The sequence below is a fragment of the Pseudomonas sp. ICMP 8385 genome, from assembly GCF_002699915.1.
In the GTDB taxonomy this organism is placed as follows: domain Bacteria; phylum Pseudomonadota; class Gammaproteobacteria; order Pseudomonadales; family Pseudomonadaceae; genus Aquipseudomonas; species Aquipseudomonas gessardii.
This window is the reverse complement of the sequence record NZ_LKBY01000120.1, coordinates 16,110-37,588: the sequence shown is the minus strand read 5'-3', so window position 1 is coordinate 37,588 and position 21,479 is coordinate 16,110. Positions and strand designations below refer to the sequence as shown.

Sequence of the window (21,479 nt, the reverse complement as noted above, 5' to 3'; positions counted from 1 at the left end):
GTATGGACAGCGGATTGCTGCGCGCGATAGTCAGAGAAATAACGATCAAGCAGCCCTTCGAGCGTATACCCGAACCGGCCTTGGTCATGGAAGAACAGCAGAGTGTGGCGTCCTACGCCGACAGCGCCGCCCAGGGCCAGGCCTTGTCCGGCACCCACCTGTATCACTGTGCGCAGATGTGCGCGCTGATCAAACCCGGCGACGTGGTGCTGGACATCGGCTGCGGCCCGGCGGCCCTGTTGCTGCAAGTCGCGCGGCTCAACCCGCGGGCCGAATTCATTGGCATGGACTTGTCCCAGAGCATGCTGGAGGTGGCCCGTGAAGCCTGCCACCTGCAAGGCATCGATAACGTGCAACTGGTGGCCGACGACATGACCCGCCTCACCACGATCGCCGACCGCAGCGTGGATGTGGTGATCTCGTCGATGGCCCTGCACCACCTGGAAAACCTCGGCCAACTGGAGGCGACCTTTCGCAATATCTCGCGAGTGCTGCGCAATGACCGGGCGATTTACCTGAATGATTTCGGGCGCCTGAAAACCATCGAGTCGGTCGACTATTTTGTCGAGCGCGCCAGCGACGGGGCCGACGCGGAAACCCTGTTGGACTACCGCAACTCCCTGCTGGCGGCATTCTCCCTGGAAGAATTCCAGACCCTCGCGGCCAGTTACCTGGGGCCGTGTGCCAAGGTCTACAGCACGGCGTTCAGCCCGTTGATGATGGTCATCCGCACCCCCAAGCGGCGTTGCGTGAACGTGATGAAGCCCGAATTCCGCCGCCGCTACAACGCCCTGCCCGCCAGCCGCCAGGCGGATGTGAACCAGTTGCGTCTGTTCCTGCGCCTGGGAGGCCTGGCCAGTGCCTTTTGAACCCGCCAACCTGATGCTCGCCCAGCAACAATGGCGTGAGGTGCTCGGCGATGCGGGGGTGCGCATCGACCCGGCCACCCTCGAACGTTTCCAGCAAGACACCATGTGCTCCCCCGCGTATGCCAGGGTGGTGATTGCACCGCGCTGCACCGAACACGTCTCGGCGTGCATGGTCATTGCGCGGCGCTATGGGGTTGCCGTGCAGCCGATCAGCACCGGGCACAACTGGGGCTACGGCACGGCCTCGACCCCTGGCGCCCATTGTGTGCTGATGGACCTGTCGGGGATGGACCGGATCCTGTCGTTCGATGAAGAGCTGTCGGTGGTCACCCTGGAACCGGGGGTGACCCAGGGCGCCCTCGCCCGCTATCTGCAGGAGCACAACCTGGCCTTCTTGACCCCGGTCACCGGCGCGGGCCCGACCTGCAGCGTGCTGGGCAATGCCCTGGAGCGTGGTTTTGGCATCACCCCCCATACCGACCACTTCCAGGCGGTGCTCGGCCTCGAAGCGGTGCTGGCTGACGGTACGCTGTACCGCTCGCCGATGTCCCTGGGGGTCAGCGCGCCCTGTTTCAAATGGGGGGTGGGGCCGTACCTGGACGGTCTGTTCAGCCAGAGCGGGCTGGGGGTGGTGACGCAGATGTCGATTGCCCTGGTGCGCAAGCCCGAGGTTATCCAGCCGTTTTACTTCTGGGTGGAGGAGGAACAAGGGCTGGAAGCGGCCCTGGCGGGCATCAAGCGCATGCTCGACCTGGCCCCCGGGCAGATCGGCGGCATCAACCTGATGAATCGCACACGGCTGTTGACCATGGCCAGCGAAGATACCCAGGTGGTGGGCATGAACGAGGCGCAGCAACGGGCCGCCGCCGATGCCCTGGGGCTGCCCGCGTGGATGGGTGTAGGCTCGATCTATTGCCAGAAGGCACAGCACGCCTCGCTCAAGCGCATGATCAGCCTTGAGCTTGAAGCCTTCGCCAGTAAATCGCTGTTCAAGACCGGTGGCCAATTGACGAGCGCCCGCCGCCTGCTGGGGTATCTGCCCGGCGGCTGGTCCCGGCGCTGGCAGCGCACCCTGGACAAGATGCTGCAAGGCATCGCCCTGATGGAAGGCCAGCCCAGCGAAGTGGCGTTGCCGCTGGCCTACACCGCCGGCGCCAAGCCGCTGCCCGGCGCGCCCCTGGACCCGGCGCGGGATAACTGCGGGCTGATCTGGTACGCGCCGATCCTGCCGCTCAAGACCCAGCCAGTGGCCGACTTTGTGCGGGCCATGGAGCGTCGTTGCCGCCAGCAGCAACTGCCGTGCCCGGTCACGCTGACCAGCCTGTCAAGCCGTGCCATCGACTGCACCGTACCCCTGCTGTTCGATCGCACGGATGCCCCGGCCTCGAACCGGGCCCATGAGTGCTATCGCCAGCTGTTCGCCCAAGGCAAGGCGCTGGGCGTCTTGCCCTACCGTGTGCCCGCCCGCTTCATGCACCTGTTGACCGACGCCCAGGGGCCGGCCTGGCAGCTCGGGGCGCGGCTCAAGGCGGCATTGGATCCCGACAACCTGCTTTCACCCGGGCGCTACTGCATCGCCAGCCCAATGCCTGAGCAGCCCATGACCGCATCGGTGGTATCGAGATGAGTGAAGAACGCAAACACCTGATTGACCAGGGCCGCCTCGCCACCCGCAACCTGGCGGAGTGCCTGGCAGTCGACCCGGTGGCGCTGGCGACGGCCATCGCCCCGCAGTGGGAGCCGTCCCTGGCCCAGGCCCTGTTGAACGCAGCCCAGGCCGGCCAGGCGCTGGGCATCTCGAAGAAAGTCGCCGGCCTGGGTCTCGCGCTGGGGCAATGGCTGGAAGCCGCCGCCCAGCCCCTGCGCGAGCAGACCTGGCAGCGACTGCTGGAGCATCCTTCGGACACCGTGCGCAGTTGGGCGGCCTTCGCCAATGCCTACTGTCAACGCGACAGCGCCCTGGAAACCGCGCTGGTGAGCCAGTTCAAGTTCGCCACCGACAGCCACTTTGGCGTGCGTGAATGGGCCTGGATTGCCTTGCGCCCCCTGCTGGCCCAGGACCTGACGGCCGCCCTGGCGCTGCTGTGCAGCCATGCCGGTAGCGCAGACCCGCTGATCCGCCGTTTCTGCGTTGAAATCCTGCGCCCGCGCGGGGTCTGGTGCGAACACATCGCCCGACTCAAGGCCGAGCCGCAAATCGCCGAACCCCTGCTGATTGCCAGGCTCGATGAAAGCGACAAATACGCCCAGGACTCGGTGGCCAACTGGATCAACGACGCCAGCAAGACCCGGCCGGACTGGGTGCTGGATTTGTTCGAGCGCTACCCACCCAACGGCAAGGCCGCCACCAGGATTTTTACCCGGGCTACCCGCAGCCTTTCTCAACAGAAGTGAACAGGAGTCACCCATGTCGCTCAAGGAAAAGCTTCAAACCGTCAAGGACCAGATGGCCCAGTTGCCGGCCGAGATCCAGCACACGTTCCAGGCCTCGTTGCAGACACTGCTCGACAGCCATCTGGGCGACAAGGCCCTGAAGGCCAACGACAAGGCGCCCCTGGCGGTGCTCAAGGATGCTGACGAACAGGCGGTGGACCTCAGTCAACTGCTGAAAAAAGGCCCGTTGGTGCTGGTGTTCTACCGGGGCCTGTGGTGCCCCTTCTGCGGCCAGGCATTGACGGCCTACCAGCAGATGGTCGCGGACCTGGCGGCCTCGGGCGCCACCCTGGTGGCGGTGTCGGCGCAAACCCCGGAGTACTCGCGCAAGACCCGCGAAGCCCTCGGCATCAAGTACCTGTTGCTCAGCGATGCCGACAACCAGCTGGCGCGCCAGTACGGCATCGTGTTCAAGCTCGAAGACGAACTGGATGAGGTCTACCGCTCACTGGGCGCCGACCTCAAGCAGTTCAACGGCTCCGACGCCCTGACCCTGCCCATGGCCAGCGCCTTTGTGATCGGCCAGGACGGGCTGATCCGCGCCGCCTTCGTCAACGTGGACTACTCGCAACGGGTAGAACCACAGGATTTGATCGCCGCCGCCAGCGGCGCATAACCGACAACTCTCGCCGAAGGCACGCCTGCCTTCGGCGAACCCACTTGTTCAGGGACTGACGACATGAAACGAATCGCAATCATGGGGGCCGGCGTCGCCGGTCACCTGGCCGCGCTGTACTTCAAAAAAAGGTTACCGGGTGTCGACGTCATCCTGATCGGGCGCCCGGACCGCAAGCGCCCGATTGTCGGCGAGTCCACGGTCGAGTTGACCACCCACTTCTTCAAGGGCCTGGGCCTGGGGCGCCTGCTGGAAGAAAAGCACTACCACAAGTACGGCCTGACCTATTACCTGAAACTGCGCAACAACCCCGAGTGCCGCAACTACGTGGTCCACGAGGCGCCCGGCGTGATCCGCATGCCCGCCTACAACCTCAACCGCTTCAGTTTCGACAAGGACCTGCGCCAGATCGTGGGCGATCACCAGGTGCACATGATCGAGGCTGACGTCACCGCCGTCGACCTCCATGCCGGCGAGCACGCCACCCATCTGCTGACCCTGCGCAACGCCGCCGATGAGCCACAGCAACTGACCGCCGACTGGGTGGTGGACGCCACCGGCCGCAATCGCTTCATGGCCAAGAAGCTCAAGCTGCACAAAGAAGCGACCTACCAGCGCAGCACCTTCTGGCTGCGGCTCAAGGACTTCGACCGCGGCATCTTGTCCAGCATCACGGCACACAAGGACAAGCATCACTGCTACGACCCGTACTACGTGACCCACCATTTCTACGGCAAGGGCTACTGGATCTGGATGATCCCGATGCGCAGCGATGACGGTAACGAGATGATCAGCATCGGCATCACCTACCGGCCGGACATGATCGAGGAGAAAATCAGCACCCTGGACGCCTTCAAAAACAAGGTCATGGCCGACCACCCGGTGATCACCGAGCTGATCGAGTCGGGCCAGTTGGTCGATACCCAGGCCATGCACAACTACATGTACGAAGCGCGGCAATACTACTCGACCGAAGGCTGGTTCCTGCTGGGCGACGCGGCCTTTACCTTCGACCCGGCCAACAGCGCCGGGCTGGCCTATGTGGCGCAGCAGATCCCGCAGGTCGCGGCGATGATCGAGAAAGACATCCATGGCAGCCTGACACCCGCCTACGTCAATTGCCTGGAGTCGCATATCCAGGCGCAACTGGCCCTGCAGGACACCTGGAGCAAGTGGTACGAGGTGATGGACGACCCGTTCATGATGGGCTGGACGTTGCTGTTCGCCAATATGGCGTACTTCCATGTGGTGCTGCCGATGTACATGACCGGGGATTTTCTTGATGGTCACCAGGCCCAGCAGTTTGCCGACCTGCTGCCGCGCTACACCCGCGAGATGCAACCGTCGCCGCTGCCGTTTGCCTGCCTGTTGCAAGAGATCCGCCGCTCCAACCCGGGCTTGAGCCCGACGATGATGCCCAACCTCTACTCGCACACCATCAACTTCGACTTGTACAAGGCCGAAAACCGCGCACGACCGATCTACGCCTCCAACTATTACCTGCGCTCGGCCCTGCTGCGGGTGCGGCTGATGAAGATGGTCAAGTGGTCGCTGTCGGCACGTCACCTCACGTTGCTGCTGCGCCATGGCTGTGGCGCCGTGCAGGACCTGGCACGGGCGGCGGTCCTGCGCCTGCGGCCTTCGTTGTTCTACAAATATGGCGAGTCGCCGGAGCTGCTTAAATCGCCGTTTGGCAAGGAAGGTGGCTTTCTCGACCTGGTACGTCGCGGATGAACGGCATGGCGCAGGTCCATACAGACCTGCTGGCCCTGAGTGCCGTCCACCTGGCGCGGTTGATCCGTGACAAGCAGATCTCCCCGGTGGAGCTGATCGAGCAGTGCATTGCGCGCCTGGAGGTCGTCCAGCCGCTCTGCAACGCGATGGCGGTCGACCTGTTCGACGATGCCCGGCGCGCCGCGCGCCATGCCGAAGAGGCGGTGCTCAAGGGCCGGCCCCTGGGACGCCTGCACGGTGTGCCGTTTTCCATGAAGGAAGGCCTGGGCCTGGCGGGGCAGCCCAAGACCTGTGGGTCGCGCCTGCGCAGCAACACCCGGGCGCTGAGCACCGCCACGGTGGCCACGCGGCTGCTGGCGGCCGGGGCCATTCCGCTGGCCCTGGGCAATCAGGCCGAAATGGCCCTGTGGCCCGAGACAGACAACCTGGTGTATGGCCGCACACTCAACCCCTACGACGCCTCACGCACCGCCGGCGGCAGCAGTGGCGGTGATTCGGTGATGGTCGCCAGTGGCTGCGTGCCCTTTGCCCTGGGCACCGACGGCGGTGGTTCGATCCGTATTCCGGCGGCGTTCAATGGCATCTTTGGCTTGAAGCCGTCGCGGGGGCTGGTGCCGCTGAGCGGGCATCTGCCGTTGGACGAACAGCGCGTATCGCTGCCGGCCTCCCAAGCCGTCGCCAGCCACTTTGCGGCCGGCCCCTTGTGCCGGCATGCCGAGGACCTGGGCGCCGTGCTGGAGATCATCGCCGGCAGCGACGGGATCGACCGCAATATCCACTCAGGCTACCAACAGCCGGCCCGGGCGCCGGCGCTCAAGCGTGTCTTGGTATGCGTGCCAACGCCACTCAAGTGGGGCACACCACTCTCGCCTGCCGTGACAGCGGCGGTGATCGAGACCGGCCAGCGCTATGCAGACCGGGGCGTGGACGTGCAAGCCTGGAATGACGGCGGCTTTGCCAACGCGTTTTTTATCTGGCTGGCCGTGCTCAAGTGCGAGACTCACCTGCACCTGGCCGACTACCTCGGGGATGGGCAGCCGATCAATTATCCACGGGCGTTGTATGCCGCCCTGGCCGGCAAGCCGCAGTTTTCCCGGGGGCCGCTGCTCGCCAGCCTGATGGACAGCGGCGGTGATCGGCTGGGCAACCCGGGGCTCTCGCGCTTCCTCAAGCAACGCGATCACATGCAGCAGGCCCTGGCCGGGCTGTTCGACGGCCAGAGCATTCTGGTGCTGCCGGCCACGCCGGGCGTGGCGCCGGCCCATGGCAGCGCCCTGAAGCACCCGTTCGATATCGGCTATTGCGCGCTGTTCAATGTGCTCGGCTTCCCGGCCCTTTGCGTGCCCATGGGGCGCCTCGACCAGGGCTGCCCGGTGGCCGTGCAACTGGTGGCCGGGCTGGGACAGGACGCGTTGTTACTGGAAGCCGCGCGCTTTCTGGAAATGGAATTCGGCGGCTGGCGCAAGCCCCCGCTCTGACACCTCAAGTACTAGGACACCCCCATGCAAACCAACACCAGCGCTATCACGCTACAACCTCCTGCGCCTGCGGGCGGGCAATCGGCCGTGGGTTCCCAGGCCGAGCATTTGACCCTGTTGTTCCTGATCCAACTGATCGTGATTTTCAGCGCCAGCCGCCTGATCTCCTGGCTCAGCACCCGCTGCCTGGGGCAAACCCCGGTGGCCGGGGAAATTCTCGCCGGGCTGGTCCTGGGGCCAAGCCTGCTGGGCTATTTTTTCCCGGAACTGCTCAGCAGTATCTTTGTGCCGCAAACCTCCACCGCCTTTGTCGCCACGGCCCAGGTCGGCCTGATTCTGTTGATGTTCCAGGTGGGCCTGGAATTTGAATTCGGCGCCCACCTCAAGGGGCGTAAACGCTCGATCATCGCGATCAGCCTGGGCGGGTTGCTGGTGCCGTTTGCCAGTGGCTTCCTGGTGGCCGAGTATTTCTGGCAACAGATCGCCGGCGACAAGCCACCGCTGCTGGCCTTCCAGCTGTTTTTTGCCACGGCGCTGTCGATCACCGCCCTGCCGATCCTCGGGCGGATCTTCATGGAGCTGGGGCTGTCCCGCTCCCGCGTAGCCACCCTGACGATTGGCGCGGCGGCCATCGATGATGTGTGCGGCTGGCTGATCCTCGGCGGCGTGACCTCGATCATCGCCTCCAACTTCAGCGTATGGGCCTCCCTCGGCAGGATCCTCGCCCTGGCACTGTTTATCGTGCTGGTGCTGTGGGTGGTGCGGCCGTTGGTGCTGCGCTGGATCATCGGCGACCTTGCGCGCAAACCCCTGTCGGCCCAGGGCATTTCCCTGATGCTGATCGTGCTGTTTGGCAGCGCGGTGATCACCAACCTGATCGGCGTGTTTTCGATTATTGGCGGTTTTATCATCGGCGTCGCCCTGCACACCCACCGGCCTTTTGTCACCCAGTGGAATGCCAAGGTCAGCGGCCTGGTCAATGCGTTTTTCCTGCCGGTGTTCTTTGCCTACACCGGGCTGCGCACCGATATCGGCTCGCTCAATGGCGACACGGCGCTGCTCAATTGCTTTTTGGTGTGCCTGGTGGCGTTCGCCAGTAAATTCTTCGGGGCCTATGGCGCCAGCCGCTGGCTGGGCGAGACACCGCGCAACAGCGCGTTGATCGGCGTGTGCATGAACACCCGGGCGCTGATGGAACTGGTGGTGCTTAACGTGGGCTATGACCTGGGCGTGCTGCCCAAGGAGTACTTCACCATGCTGGTGATCATGGCCATTATCAGTACCTTTATCGCCTCGCCCCTGATCCGCCTGCTGACGAGCGAGGAGCGGCGCGTGCCGGTGGGCCAACCGGCGGTGAAATAAACGCCGGCTGCAGCGGTGAGCCGCTGATGCGGCTCACCCAGGGGCTTTAGAAATGCCACTCAAGGTGCACAGTGGGGGCATAGGTGTCGGTGCCGGGTTTATGGATCGCGCCGTACTTGTGCTTCCAGTACTCATAGCCCGGGCCGATCAGCAGGGTGTTTTTGCGAGCAAACGCCAGTTGCCCGACATCGACCATCAATGAGGCGCGAACCAGGCTCTCCTCGGCCGTGTCCTGCTTGAAGTAATCCTTGCCCTTCGCAGTCTTGTAGCTGGCAAAGCCCTGGAACTTGAGGGGCACGCTGCCCACCTGGAACGGAATGCCCCAGACCATGTGCAACACGTAGTACGGGTCGAACTGGATGTTTTCGGTGTGGCACGCATTCAGCCCGCAGTGGTTCCACTCCATGGCATACAGCAGACTGATATCCAGGTAACCGGGCACGTCGAACTTGAGCGTCGGCCCGGCCACCAGCATGCGTTTACGGGTGGCAAACTCGGTGTTTTTGTAGTTGAGTTCAACCCCGCTGCTCAGGGCCACTTCCTTGACCGGACCGAACGCCATCGAGCGCTCGAACACCTGGCTGAGGAACAGTTGATGGCGATAGACCAGGTAGGCCTCGGTCGCGCCCGAGTCGCTGTCTTTCTTCGGGTCGTTGCTGTCGGACTTGAGCACATCCAGGTTAAAGAAATTGGACCCCGCCTGATTGCCGCTGGCATGGCCCAGTTGATAGATCTCCTTCTGCACCTTGCCGCGGACACTGGGTTCGGTGAAGTCGGTGCCATAGCGAAACCCGATAAAGGTGTCGCTCCAGTCCTTGGCCTGTACCGGGCTTGAGGCCAGGCTTATCGCGCCTGCGGTTATCAGAAGGGCCTTGCAATACGTTTTTTGTAATTGTTGTACGTACATGTTCAGGTTTCCATCAAGTCAAAGTTCCAGCCATCGCGGTTTCCAGGCATACGCACGCCCTGCCCGGACAACCACGAGGGCCGGGTTCCAGTTGCCGGTTGTTGAGGGACTTACCGGGGTTCAGGGGTGCGGCGTGTAACGCGTCGATTGCCAGGCCATCATTTGCCAGCCGTTATTGCCGGCTTTCCACACGCTGATGTAGCGCGAGTTCAGCAGCATGGGCTCGCCACGGATCACCACGTCCATGTCGATCAACCCGGTGACGACCACACAGTCCCCGGCCCTGCGCATCTGCTCGTCGCGGCTGGCAAACCCCCGGTAGCGCCAGACGCCCTCGCGCATGCCTTGCAGGTAACTGCGCTTGCTGTCGCTCTTGCCGTCCGAGTGGCTGTAGGTCAAGTCGCGGGGATAGAGGCTTTCCAGGAAGTCCAGATCGCCTTCGACCATGGCCTGGCGGCGGCGCATTTCCAGGGCCTGGATCTGTTGTTCTACGGTTTGCTGTGACATGTCTTGAAGCTCCAGGTGGGTCTCGACTATCGGGAATCCATGGTGTTGAGTGGCATGCCCGCCATCGCGGGCCGGTCCGATTCCGCCTGGGGCATGAACCACAGGGTAAGGGTGGCCAGGGCAAAGAACCCGGCGCACACCAACAGGCCCCACGCCAGGCTGTAGTGAGTGGCGATTGCGCTCAACAGCAGCGGCGCAAAAGCCGCCAGCCCGCGGCCAAAGTTGAAGCAGAAACCCGCGCCGAGGGTGCGCACCCGGGTGGGGTACAGCGCACTGAAGTAGGAGGCAAACAGGCTGGCAAAGGCATAGAAGAAGGCGTAGATCGGCCCCAGCCAGAACAGGATGGCGTTCTGCGTGGTGAGTGCATAAATCGACAACATCACCGCACTGCCGAGCAATGACAGGAGCGTGGCGTTGCGCTTGCCGATGCGGTCGGCGATAAAACCGAAGGCATTGATGCCGATAAAGGCGCCGACGTTGAGGATCGCCATGAAGTTGGCCATCGTGTCGAGGCCCAGGCCACGCTCCTGGATCAAGTAAGTGGGCAACCAGGTGCTTGCACCCCAGAAACCAATCACCGCAAAGCTCGCCGCCAGGGTGCCCAGCAGGGTCAGGCGCAGCAGTTCGGGGGAGAAGATTTCGCGCACCGAGACGTGCTTGCGTGCTCCGGGTCGGGCTCTCTGCGCCGCCCACTCCGGCGACTCGGGCACGAAGAAAAACAGGTACGCCAATGGAATCAGGGTGGAGATCCCGGCCACCATGAACAAGGTCGGCCAATCAGGCAGATAGCTGGCCGCCGCCATGGCCGCAATGGCCGCGCCAATCGGGAATGAACTGAGCACAAACCCGATCGCTCGCGCCCGCTGGTGGGCCGGCCAGGTTTCCGTCACATAGGCCGAGACAATCCCCCACACCCCGCCCAAGCCCAGCCCGGATAGAAACCGCAGCAGCAGGAGCAAGGCCCAGTTGTGCGTGACAGCCACCAGCGTGGTCAACAGGCCGAATACGCTCAACGAAATCAGTAAAGCTTTGCGGCGACCGTAGTTGTCGGAGTACCAGCCCGTGGTGATGCTGCTAAAACCGATACCCAGCAGGGTCGCCGAGGCGAGCATGCCGGCTTCATTGAATGTCAGGCCCAGGTCCTGGCGGATTACCGGGAGTGCGAGGGTGAGCAAGATAATTTCCATCGCGTCAAACAGGTACGCGAGAAAACCGCCGACAAGCACATGCCACTTGGAAAGAGGTCTCATTGCTGGATTTTCCTTATTGTTGTTGTTTTGCCAGGCTGACAGACAGGCGTGATGCGTCGCAGCACGCCCGATCGGTCTGGAGGGTTTACGTACAGGTGCAGTCAGTTACAACAGCGCGCAGGCCTCGTCGAAGTCCAGGCGCGGGTTACGGGCAAAGAGTTTCTCGGGGTCGCCATAGCCGAGGTTGCACAGGAAGTTCGACTTGATGTGCATCCCGGCAAACGCCTGCATGCCATCGGCCCCGGGAGCGAAAAACGCCTGGTCGACCTGTGCGTGGTCAAACCCGGACATCGGTCCGCAGTCCAGGCCCAGGGCCCGGGCCGCGAGGATCAAGTAGCCGCCCTGCAGCGAGCTGTTGCGAAAGGCGGTGGATTCGAGCAACTCCGGCTGGCCGGCAAACCAGTCACTTACCGTGGGGTTGTGTGCAAACAACCTGGGCAACTGCGTATGGAACTGCGTGTCGTAGCCGATGATCGCCGTCACCGGGGCGCTCAAGGTCTTTTCGACATTGCCCGCGCTCAAGGCCGGCAGTAAGCGTTGCCGGGCTTGGGCACTGCGCAAGAACACAATGCGCGCCGGGCAGCCGTTGGCGCTGGTCGGGCCCCAGCGCACCAGATCGTATAGCGCCCTCAAGGTGTGCTCAGCCACCGGTTTGTCCAGCCAGCCATTCTGGCTGCGGGCCTGGCGAAACAACCTATCGAGCACCTGCTCGCTGATTACCTGACTCATGGCATTTGTCCTCAACTGCGTCGCTGACGTTCTGAAGTCGACCGGGGCACGGTCTGTTCCGCGGCACACTCCCCGCCCAGGAAAAACTCCACCGACATCGGCGGGCCCCATTGGTAGAGGCTGGCGTCGCACGCCTGGGTGTAGCCCGAGGGCGAGTCCTGGTTGAACAGGTCGCCATCGGTGAAGTGCTCGATCAGGTTGCCGGACGGGTCGCGCCAGTAATCGAAGATCTGGCTGCCCAGCATGTGCCGGCCAACCCCCCAGAACGGCGACCAGCCTTGCAGGGTCATCCACTCGTGGCCCAGGCACTGCGCATCAAAATCCTGGACCTCGAAGGACACGTGATGAACGAAGTCCCGTGGCGCCTGGAACAGCGCGATGGTGTGATGGTCGGTCCAGGCGCTGCCACGGTTCAAACGCAGGAAGGCCGCACTTGGGCGGTCGCGATGCGGTTCCTCGACCACCAGGTCTGAAGGCAACATGCCGAGCATGTGCTGGTACCAGGCCAGGTGCAGGGCCATGTCCTGTACACCAATCGCCGCATGGCCCAGGCGCAGGACCTGTGCCGGGCCCTTGCCGGGGCGCTGCACATCGCCGAAGCGCTGCTTGTGTTGGGCCGAGTTGAGGGTCAGCGCAGGGCGATGGGGCAGCGCGCCCACGGCTTGGATGCCATGTACCAACTCAATTCGCCGTCCCGAGGGATCATGCAAGGCAACGTACTGCCCTCCTCCCGGACCTTCCATCGGCTGGATAGCCGAGGCCCCCGGCAGACGGCAGGCCTGGTGCAGGTCGTCGAGGCTTTCGACGGCGAACGCGATGCTGCCAAAGCTGGCTTTTGCGGCCTTCTCGGCGATATACACATAGGGCAGCGAGCAGGTGCCGCGAAAATACAGGCGTTGCTCGGTACGGTGCATCACCACCAGGCCGAAATCGCTCAGGAAGCGTTCGACCACCCCAAGGTCGGGATGACGGTAGAGCACATGGTTGATGTCTTTGATCTGCAGCACGGTAGTGACTCCTCGGCATTCAATGGGCAGGACAACCGGTAGTCGAAACCAGGGCAGCCGGGATCGCTGCCCACCGTGGTGACGGTCGGTCGGTTGTTCCTCACTCGTGAAAAACTGACGCGTGAACTCAGGCCGCAGGCGGCTCGTCGGCGATCAGGTTGCTCAAGGTGCCAAGGCCTTCGATCTCTACGGTGCAGAGGTCGCCGGGCTTCATGAACAGTGGCGGGCGCCGCGCCCAGCCAATCCCGGCCGGGGTGCCGGTGACAATCACGTCACCGGGCTCCAGGGTCACCGCTTCGCTGAGCACGGCAATCAGTTCGGCGACGCCAAAGATCATGTCGGCGGTATTGCCCTGCTGCACCACCGTGCCGTTGAGGCGTGTCACCAGGTTCAGGCCGGCGGCCCCCGGTGGCAACTCATCGGCGCTGACAAAGGTCGGGCCAAATGCGCCGGTGGCGTCGAAGTTCTTGCCGATGGTCCATTGCGGCGATTTGAACTGGTAATCGCGCACCGACGCCTCATTGAAGACCGCGTAGCCCGCGACATGCGCCAGGGCCTGCGCACGGGCGATATGCCGGCCACCGGTGCCGATCACCACCGCCAGCTCCCCTTCGTAATCCAGTTGCTCGGACACACGCGGGCGCAGGATGGGCTCGCCATGGCCGATCAGGCTGGTGGAAAAGCGCGGGAAGAAGGTCGGATAGGCCGGCTGTTCGTAGGGGCTCTCTTTGGTGTGATCGGCGTAGTTCAAGCCGACACACACGATCTTGCCCGGCCGCTCCAGTGGTGGCAGGTAGCGCAGCGTCGAGGTGTCCAGCAAGCGAGCGTCGCTCAAGCGCCGATGGGCCGCTTGCAGCGCTGCGGGGCCGGCGTTGAGCAGGCTCTCCAGGGTGCCTGGATAGCCGTTTTCCTGTTCGTTCAAGCCCCGCAGGACGCCTGCTTGCTCGACAGCCAGGCCTTTGCTGGAGCCTTCCAGAAAGTGCACGAAACGCATGATCAGTACCTCTGTTGTTTTTATGAAATGGTACGGTACGTTACCGTACCCTTTTGCCGAAAATGCGCCCAAATCAAAAACTCGTCAAGGGTGATCGAAGTGTTTTTTACAAAAAAAATCCCGGGACAAATGTCTGACTCGTCCCACTGTGTGGCTGGAAGGCTGATGCAGAGCCGCGTAGGCTAGGCGAACTGTCGAATTGTTCTTTTCAGGAATAGCCGAGCCACATGCAAACCCCTACCCCGAGGCAAGCCGCAAAACGTCAAAGTATTCTCCAGGCGGCAACCGAGATGTTTCTCGCAGAAGGCTATTCCGGGGTCAGCGTTGACGGGATCATTGCCAACATTGGCGGCTCCAAGCGCACGATCTACGCCTATTTCGGCGGCAAGGAAGGCCTGTTCTCCGCGATTATCGAGGAGCTCTGTGCAGAGAACGTCAGCCCGCTGACCCATATGGACCTCGCTCAGAAGCCTGTGCAGGAAGCACTGACGACCATTGCCCGAGTGTTCCTCGACGTGTTGTTATCGCCCCGGACCCTCGCCCTGCATCGCCTGATTGTGTCCGAAGCCCTGCGAGCACCGGAGGCGGCGCAGTCGTTCTTCGACGCCGCGCCCGCGACCGCCTACAACTGCTTGGCGGAGTATTTCACCTGGGCAGAGGAAGCAGGGCTGATCATCCCTGGCAACCCGCAGACCCGGGCAAAGATCTTCCTCGATGCGCTGACCGGCGACATGCAGTTGCGTTGCCTGCTGGGTCTTTGCCGAAGTCCCGGAAAACCGGCACGCGATCAGCTGATCAAAGAGACCATATCTATATTTATCAATGGCTTGTCAGCGGATAAGGCCCGGTAATACGCCTCTGGGGTGCACCTTCATTGGCGGCAGATCAGCGCCGCCCCCGTGATCTCGGCACCGTCGGAAGTTTCCTTACCATCAGCCACCGCCATGCTGTCGGCCCCCAAAGCGCCCGCTTCATTCAACGCCATGCGCAGCGTTTCATCAGCACCCGCCCCCCTGACGGTGAACATCCTGATCAAGTTGCATTGATTGGACGATGTCGCGGTGACCAGACTAACGTTGAGGCCTTGCTCAGTCAGCTGGGTAGAGCACGCGCAGAGCGTGGCCATCGCCATGAGGGTCAGAAGCGTTTTGGACGGAGTCTTCATAACGGGTGCTTCCCTAGGTTTACGCGACTGATTCAACCGACGTTTGCAAAGCAGCTAAAAAATACTGAACGGATAATCGACAATCACCCGGTACTCATCGGCATTTGAGTTGCCACGGGTATTGCCCGGTGCGGTATACCCCTGCCCTGTACGATGGGCCGCCCAGCGCAAGGTAACGTTCAAGCCCTTGGCCTTGCCGCCCGGTACGGCGTAGCGCAAGGCAATATCCCGCTCCCAGTGATGGGCATCCTTGCCGGCGGCGTTGTAGATGTAGCCGTAGCCTTGGCTACCGGGATCGACCCGGGTCAGGTCTGCCTCGCCACGGGTGTAGGAGGTGCTGAGCTGGAAGTCAGGCGCGTCGATAAACGCCAGGCTGGTCTGGTATTGGATCTTCCAGGACTTTTCCCCCGGCGCGTTAAAATCTGCGTATTGCTGGGAGTTATTCAGGTAAAGGAAGGTCCGGTCGTCCTGCACCACATAGTCGAACGGCGTGTCGCCATCGACCTTCTGCAGCCCCAGGGTCAGGCTCTGGCCGGCGCCGGACAGGGTCAGGCCGCCGGTGTAGGTGTGGTTGTCGATACGCCCCAACTGGCTGCGCCCCTGGTCGCGGGTGTTGAAGTAATGCACATACGGCGTCAGGGTGATCCCGCGCGCCAGGGTGAACGGCTGGCTCACCCCGACGTAGTACTGATTCCAGATATCGCTCAGTTGCCCGCCATACACCGTCAGCGTCATCCCACCCGGTGCACTGTAGACACCCCCCAGCCAGGCCATGTGCGGGCTTTCACGATCGGCGGCCAGCCCGGCCTTGTTGCCGCTGCCGTAACTGGTGCCCAGGCGGCTTTGTCCACTCTGGTTGCGCAGGCGCGTGGAGTCGACCCAGCCGCTGTCGAGGGTCAGGTTGTGCAGGCTGTAATTTTTCAACGTCACGCCGCGAAAGGTCTGCGGGAACACCCGGCTCACGCCGCTGGCCACCAGCGGGTTTTCCAGGTACTGGTCACCGACCTGCACCAGGCTGTCAAAGCCGCGCAGCTTGAGGGCCGCGCCCGCTGCCGAAAAGTCGGCCTGCGGGGCGTTCTGCGAATCCAGCGGCAACAACCCCGCCCCGCCACTGCCCCCGCCACCATCGAGCTTGAGCCCATAGAAACCATGCACATCCACCCCGACCCCAATCGGCGTGTCGGTGTACCCCGAGCGAAAGGACAGGTACACCCCCTGCACCCATTCGCGCTGGTCCAGCCGCGACGGCGTGTTGTGGTTGTCGCGGCCCAGGTAGTAATTGCGCAGCAAGCCATTGAGGGACGAACCGCTGACAAACCCCGGCGCGACCGCCAGCTCAGCCTTCTGCCGCTCATTGATGCCGGTACTGAGGTTGTCCCGTTGGCCCAGGGAGTTATCGGCGTACACGCCCCCTGCGGTTAGCGAAACGGTCAGCGACATCGCAGCGCGCACCAGCCGTTTCACGATGAGCCCCATCAGCGTGGCGCCTGCTGTTCCAGCACGGTCACGGTCGCCGTGGTGCCCGCCCGCAATCGGCCCTGGCTGACATAGTCGGGATCAATACCGATCCTGACCGGCACCCGCTGTGCCAGCTTGACCCAGGTGTAGCTGGGGTTGATGTTGGCCAGCAGGCGACTGCCCGGGGAGTTCTCGCGGTCAGTGATGGCGAAGGCGATGCTCTGTACCGTGCCGCCAAAGGTTTCGCCGCTCATCAACTGGATCCGTACGCGGTCGCCCTCGGCGATCCGTGGCAGCTTGGTTTCCTCGAAATAACCACTGACATAGAACGAGTCGCTGTCCACCAACGCCAGCAAGGCACCGCCGGCCGTGGCGTAGTCGCCCTGGCGCGTCAGCAGGTTGGTGACATAGCCACTGACCGGCGCGATCACCCGGGTGCGCTGCAAATCCAGCTCGGCCTGGGTCAATGCGGCCTTGGCCAACTGCACATTGGCCTCGGCCAGCCCGAGATTGGCCTGGTTGCTCAACAGTTGCGCCTGGGCGACCGCCACGTCGGTATTGGACTTCTCCCACTCTTCGCCGGAGATCGCGAACCCCTGCTTGAGGGTGCGTCGCCGCCGCTCCTCACTCTGGCGCTGCTTGAGCTGGGCCTCGCTGGCAATGATCGCCGCCCGGGACTGGCCCAGGGTGGCCGTGGCCACGTCCACCGAGCGCCGCGCATGCTCGACCGCCAGGGCGTAGCGCGCCGGGTCGATTTCCAGCAGCACATCGCCCTTGGTCACATGCTGGTTATCCTGCACCCGCAGGCTGACGATCAACCCGGAGACATCCGCCGGCAGCGTCACCACGTCGGCACGCACCCGCGCATCACGGGTCCAGGGCGAGCGGGTGTAGTGTTCCCAGGCGAACCAGCCCAGCACCAGGGCCAGCACGACCACCACCAGGGTGATCAGTTGGGGAATGAGTTTTTTCAAGGTCATGGGGTTCCCATCACTAAAATGACAACAGCACACACGCAGGCATACAGGGCACCCTCAAACAGTGCCTCATGCCAGACCAACCGCAACACGCCGAGACGGCGCAAGCCCCAGTCCAGCAGCATAAATACCGGCAGCGCCAACAGCAGCGCCTGGGCAATCGGCGGCAGGTACACGCCGCCCACCTCGAAATCAATCGGCAAGGGCCGGCACTCCTTCTTCCACGGGTTCAAGAAATTCACGGTAGCGCTCAAGGAACGACGCCACGATCAGCAACGCCACCCGAATGCGGAACACCGACCACAACTGCCCATGCCCGGAAGGCAACGCGCTGGCGTGCAACTGGTCCAGCTCGTCGCCTAGCTGGCGCAAGCTCGTGGTCAGGGCCTGCACATCCACACCCGGCCGGCCCGCTACATAACGGCCGGACTGCTCCAGGATCGCCTGCAAGCGCGCCTTGGTGGCGGGCACGAGCAGTGCATTGTCCTGGCCTTGTTGCTTGAGCTGGTTCAGGGCGATCCCCAGGGCCATGCACGCGAGGCTGACCTCGAACAGCGCGTTGGAACGCTGGTCGTTGGCGGCCGGCAACAGCCCCAGCATCATGGTCAGGCGGTCCATCATCCGGCTTTCAAAGGCGAATTGGCGCGAGTCCGCCGGCGCAGTCTGGAGCAATGCGTAGACCTGGCCACGGCTCTCGTCATACAGGCGCTGGATACGCCGCGCCGGGTTGAACGGAAACACCCAGGCGTACACCAGCAACGACAGGGCACAGGCGCCGATATAGGCGCCGGCGAACTCGAACCACTGGCTCGCGGTGTTCTGCCAGGCCCCGATATTCTGTGGGCCCACCATCAGGAAGGTCGACAGGCCCAGGCCCATGCCGATCCCGGCGGTCATCGGGCTGGCCAGGCCCACCGCAATCACATACAGCAGCGGCGCGAGGAGCAGAAACAGCATTTCCACATCGCCAATGGCCGGCACCAGCATGAACTGATAGACCGCCGACACCAGCAGGGACAGGCCAAAGCCGCGCGCATAATTCTGGCTCGCCGCCAGGGGCCGTGGAAAGGTCGCCATCAACGAACAGAGGATGCCCACCAGGATCATCCCGGCCCGCGCGCCGTCCCATGCGGTTTCGATCCAGATCAGGCCGCTGGCGAGCAAGGCAATAAAGGCCCGCGCCGCGTTCATCCCGGCCAGGCGCCAGTCCAGGTACAGCGGGTTGCTCTGGCCCTGGCGGTGCGCACAGCTGGCCTGGCGGCCGTCCTGGATCGCGTCGCTGAGTTCGAGGATTTCCTCCAATTGCTGCAACAGGCGCGCCTGTTCCCAGCGCAAGGCCCACGCCAGGGCGCGCAAGGTGCCGCTCATGGGTTCATCGCGGCGCTGCTCGGCGTTTTTGGCCTGCTGATCAAAGCGCTGCTGCAGCACGGTAAAGCCCTGGCGCGCCTCGGCCGACAGTGAACGCCCGGCCACTGCCAGCTCATCGAGAAACGCCAACTCGTCCGCGCGCAACTGCTGGATGTCTGCGGGCAGCTCGCCCTCCCAGCGCTCGCCGATCAGCGTGCGCTGGCGGCGCAGTACCGTCAGCCGCGAGGTCAGCAACACCAATTGGTTGCCGAGCAATTGCACCAGCCCATTGGCGCTGCGCAGCCGTGGCGCATCGAAGTACAGATGCCGGCGCAGGCCTTCCAGGGCGCTGATTTCCCCCAGCAACTGCATCTGGCGCTGATGGAAGTCGGCCTCGCTCTCTTCGGTGCGGATCACCGCCGCGGCGTGGGCGGCCATCAGCTTCAGCACCTGGTCGACCTTGGCGAAATAGCCCCGGGCGACCGCTTCCGGGCGCGCCGTGAGCAAGCTGACCAGGCACACACAGGCCACCGCCAGCAGCGTCTCGGTAAGCCGGGTGATTGCCAGCATCAAGGTGTTGTCCTGCTCCGGCACCGCCAGCAGCCCTACCACCACGGCGGTAAAACCGCTGAGCACAAAGGCATGGGAGCTGGTGTAGCGCAACAACGTACCGCCGGCGGTGCAGAACGCCAGCCACAACGACAGGGTGATAACAAAGGGCAGCGGGGCCTGGGGGAAAATCCCCATGATCAACACCGCTACGGCGGCACCGACCAGGGTGCCGATAATCTGCGAGAAACTGCGCTGCAACGCCATGCCGCCCAGGGGCTGGCTGACGATAATCACGGCCATTACCGACCATTTGGGTTGATCCAGGTCGAAGATAAAAGCCAGGTACAACGTCAACAGCCCTGCCGCGACGGTGCGCAAGGCAAACAGCAACACCCCGAGGCCGGGGTTGAATACCACTTTGAAATAATTGATCAACGGCTGCATGGGCGCCCTTCATCCTGGACTGAAGCGGGGGCTGCCCGTAGCCGCACAGCCCCCGAACCTGGGCTTATTTGCCCTCGGTCAACGCGTTGTAGCTGGTGAACAGGTTGCGATAGTCCGGGATGTGGTTGGAGAACAAGGTCCCCAGGCCTTCGATATCGTTGCGCCAGTCGCGATGCAGCTCGCACGCCAGGCCAAACCAGGTCATCAGCTGCGCGCCGTTGGCCGACATGCGGTTCCAGGCCGATTGCTGGGTCAGTTCGTTGAAGGTGCCGGAGGCATCGGTCACCACAAACACTTCATAGCCTTCGGCCAGGGCCGACAGCGCCGGGAACGCCACGCACACTTCAGTCACCACGCCGGCGATGATCAGTTGTTTCTTGCCGGTGGCCTTGATGGCCTTGACGAAATCCTCGTTGTCCCAGGCGTTGATCTGGCCAGGACGGGCAATGTACGGCGCGTCCGGGAACAGGGCCTTGAGCTCGGGCACCAGCGGGCCATTGGGGCCGGTTTCAAAGCTGGTGGTGAGGATGGTCGGCAACTTGAAGTACTTGGCCAGGTCAGCCAAGGCCAGCACGTTATTCTTGAACTTGTCGGGCTCGATATCACGCACCAGTGACAACAAGCCAGCCTGATGGTCAACCAGCAGGACAGCGGCGTTATCTTTGTCCAGGCGAACGTAGGGTTTAGACATCATGATGCTCCTGGTAAGAGGTGCTTCCCGAAATGGGCCGCACCGGGAAAGGTCAGCGGTATTTACTTGCGCTGGGAGTCTAGCTCTTCGTGGTTATTAGCCACTTCCTGCGCCTTGATGTAGCTCTCGATCAGCAATTGGTAGTGCGGCATGGCCTGGGTATAGACGTTCGCCCACTCTTGGGCATCTGGACGGTTCCACGAGCCTTGCAGTTCCGACAAGGTACCCATGATGTCGATTGGCACCACGCCGGCCTGGGCCAGGCGCGCGACGGTCAGCTCGGTGGCCAGCTTCGAGTGGTTGCCCGAGGCGTCGACCACGGCGAACACCTTGTAGCCCTCATGCACCGCCGCGATGGACGGAAACGCCAGGCACACGCTGGTCAGGGTGCCGGCAATCACCAGGGTCTTCTTGCCGGTGGCCTTGACCGCCGCGTGGAACTCGGGGTTATCCCAGGCATTGATCTCGCCACGCCGGGCCACATACTGGGCATGGGGCGCCGCCTCGTGGATTTCCGGGATCAACGGACCATTCGGCCCCTGGGGCACCGAAGCGGTGGTAATGACCGGGATTTTCAGCAGGGTCGCGGCCTTGGCCAAGGCAATGGCGTTGGCGCGCAATTGAGGAACATCAATGTCCTTGACGATCTGGAACAGGCCACTCTGGTGGTCGATCAGCAACATGGCGGTGTCGGTGGGGTCAATCGTTGGCTTCTGACCATTAAAGTTTGCAGCGTTACCTGAAGCGCTCATTTGCCTTTCCTCTTGCATGGGTGAACGGTATCGGGCCAGAACCTTGCCTCGACGTTTCTGGCGGCAGCTGACAATTCCAACAATGGAACGCCAGTGCAAAATAATGTGGGTAGCACGAAGCGATCATTTTTCGCGCAGCCGGTAAATCCAGCCTCAGCTGCACTATCTCCAGTGTTCGTCATTGCACTAGGTGTCCGGTAGTCGTTG

General features: G+C 63.0%; 21 protein-coding genes. 8 read left to right on the top strand and 13 right to left on the bottom strand.

Annotated features, from left to right (window positions below):
- Positions 1-2 precede the first annotated feature (2 nt).
- The 7 genes from AO268_RS23480 (at position 3) to AO268_RS23450 (ending at position 8,492) form a co-directional block, all read left to right on the top strand.
- Complete coding sequence (locus tag AO268_RS23480; RefSeq protein WP_076963715.1) at positions 3-869, top strand: class I SAM-dependent methyltransferase; 867 nt, start codon at positions 3-5, stop codon at positions 867-869.
- Complete coding sequence (locus AO268_RS23475; RefSeq protein ID WP_169922483.1) at positions 859-2,496, top strand: FAD-binding oxidoreductase; 1,638 nt, start codon at positions 859-861, stop codon at positions 2,494-2,496. Before AO268_RS23480 ends, AO268_RS23475 begins: the two co-directional genes overlap by 11 nt.
- Positions 2,493-3,263, top strand: coding sequence for a hypothetical protein (locus AO268_RS23470; RefSeq protein ID WP_076963716.1), 771 nt, complete (start codon positions 2,493-2,495; stop codon positions 3,261-3,263). Before AO268_RS23475 ends, AO268_RS23470 begins: the two co-directional genes overlap by 4 nt.
- Before the next feature lie 13 nt (positions 3,264-3,276).
- The gene (locus AO268_RS23465; RefSeq protein WP_099170000.1) at positions 3,277-3,918 is read left to right on the top strand and encodes a peroxiredoxin-like family protein; all 642 of its coding nucleotides are present in this window, start codon (positions 3,277-3,279) and stop codon (positions 3,916-3,918) included.
- Positions 3,919-3,981: 63 nt separating this feature from the next.
- Positions 3,982-5,652 (top strand): NAD(P)/FAD-dependent oxidoreductase, encoded by a 1,671-nt coding sequence (locus AO268_RS23460; protein ID WP_099169999.1) that lies wholly within the window; start codon positions 3,982-3,984, stop codon positions 5,650-5,652.
- A 5-nt stretch (positions 5,653-5,657) separates the two neighbouring features.
- Positions 5,658-7,130 carry an amidase gene (locus tag AO268_RS23455; RefSeq protein ID WP_257154440.1) on the top strand — a complete coding sequence of 491 codons (1,473 nt, stop codon included), beginning with the start codon at positions 5,658-5,660 and terminating at the stop codon, positions 7,128-7,130.
- A gap of 24 nt (positions 7,131-7,154) precedes the next feature.
- Complete coding sequence (locus AO268_RS23450) at positions 7,155-8,492, top strand: cation:proton antiporter (RefSeq protein WP_099169997.1); 1,338 nt, start codon at positions 7,155-7,157, stop codon at positions 8,490-8,492.
- A 46-nt stretch (positions 8,493-8,538) separates the two neighbouring features.
- On the opposite strand, the gene AO268_RS23445 is transcribed toward AO268_RS23450, so the two are convergent.
- The 6 genes from AO268_RS23445 to AO268_RS23420 all read right to left on the bottom strand — a co-directional run bounded on the left by AO268_RS23445 (position 8,539) and on the right by AO268_RS23420 (position 13,886).
- A complete protein-coding gene (locus AO268_RS23445) occupies positions 8,539-9,399 on the bottom strand; it encodes a hypothetical protein (RefSeq protein WP_099169996.1) in 861 nt (286 codons plus the stop codon).
- Between the two features lie 120 nt (positions 9,400-9,519).
- On the bottom strand, positions 9,520-9,906 hold the full coding sequence (locus tag AO268_RS23440; protein WP_076963722.1) for a nuclear transport factor 2 family protein: 387 nt from the start codon (positions 9,904-9,906) through the stop codon (positions 9,520-9,522).
- 26 nt (positions 9,907-9,932) lie between these two features.
- Positions 9,933-11,156, bottom strand: a complete 1,224-nt coding sequence (locus AO268_RS23435; protein WP_099169995.1) for an MFS transporter — start codon at positions 11,154-11,156, stop codon at positions 9,933-9,935.
- A 105-nt stretch (positions 11,157-11,261) separates the two neighbouring features.
- Complete coding sequence (locus tag AO268_RS23430; RefSeq protein WP_076963724.1) at positions 11,262-11,885, bottom strand: malonic semialdehyde reductase; 624 nt, start codon at positions 11,883-11,885, stop codon at positions 11,262-11,264.
- Between the two features lie 11 nt (positions 11,886-11,896).
- The gene (locus AO268_RS23425; RefSeq protein ID WP_099169994.1) at positions 11,897-12,892 is read right to left on the bottom strand and encodes a 2,4,5-trihydroxytoluene oxygenase; all 996 of its coding nucleotides are present in this window, start codon (positions 12,890-12,892) and stop codon (positions 11,897-11,899) included.
- 127 nt (positions 12,893-13,019) lie between these two features.
- Entirely contained in the window at positions 13,020-13,886 is an 867-nt protein-coding gene (locus AO268_RS23420; RefSeq protein ID WP_099169993.1) for a fumarylacetoacetate hydrolase family protein, read from the bottom strand.
- A 227-nt stretch (positions 13,887-14,113) separates the two neighbouring features.
- On the opposite strand from AO268_RS23420, the gene AO268_RS23415 reads away from it, so the two are divergent.
- Complete coding sequence (locus AO268_RS23415) at positions 14,114-14,737, top strand: TetR/AcrR family transcriptional regulator (RefSeq protein ID WP_099169992.1); 624 nt, start codon at positions 14,114-14,116, stop codon at positions 14,735-14,737.
- 20 nt (positions 14,738-14,757) lie between these two features.
- Here the strand turns inward: AO268_RS23415 and AO268_RS23410 are convergent, their stop codons facing one another.
- The 7 genes from AO268_RS23410 to AO268_RS23380 form a co-directional block, all read right to left on the bottom strand.
- Positions 14,758-15,051: a hypothetical protein gene (locus tag AO268_RS23410; RefSeq protein ID WP_099169991.1), complete on the bottom strand. Its 294-nt coding sequence runs from the start codon at positions 15,049-15,051 to the stop codon at positions 14,758-14,760.
- Between the two features lie 54 nt (positions 15,052-15,105).
- The gene (locus tag AO268_RS23405) at positions 15,106-16,491 is read right to left on the bottom strand and encodes an OprD family outer membrane porin (protein WP_373562152.1); all 1,386 of its coding nucleotides are present in this window, start codon (positions 16,489-16,491) and stop codon (positions 15,106-15,108) included.
- A 35-nt stretch (positions 16,492-16,526) separates the two neighbouring features.
- The gene (locus tag AO268_RS23400; RefSeq protein WP_373562151.1) at positions 16,527-17,489 is read right to left on the bottom strand and encodes an HlyD family efflux transporter periplasmic adaptor subunit; all 963 of its coding nucleotides are present in this window, start codon (positions 17,487-17,489) and stop codon (positions 16,527-16,529) included.
- The gene (locus AO268_RS23395; RefSeq protein ID WP_076963731.1) at positions 17,486-17,689 is read right to left on the bottom strand and encodes a DUF1656 domain-containing protein; all 204 of its coding nucleotides are present in this window, start codon (positions 17,687-17,689) and stop codon (positions 17,486-17,488) included. The genes AO268_RS23400 and AO268_RS23395 overlap by 4 nt, the downstream gene beginning before the upstream one ends.
- Entirely contained in the window at positions 17,679-19,829 is a 2,151-nt protein-coding gene (locus tag AO268_RS23390) for an FUSC family protein (protein WP_099169989.1), read from the bottom strand. Before AO268_RS23390 ends, AO268_RS23395 begins: the two co-directional genes overlap by 11 nt.
- Positions 19,830-19,893: 64 nt before the next feature.
- Positions 19,894-20,520, bottom strand: coding sequence for an isochorismate family cysteine hydrolase YcaC (ycaC, locus tag AO268_RS23385; RefSeq protein ID WP_029300559.1), 627 nt, complete (start codon positions 20,518-20,520; stop codon positions 19,894-19,896).
- Positions 20,521-20,582: 62 nt separating this feature from the next.
- Positions 20,583-21,272, bottom strand: coding sequence for an isochorismatase family protein (locus AO268_RS23380; protein ID WP_099169988.1), 690 nt, complete (start codon positions 21,270-21,272; stop codon positions 20,583-20,585).
- Positions 21,273-21,479 lie beyond the last annotated feature (207 nt).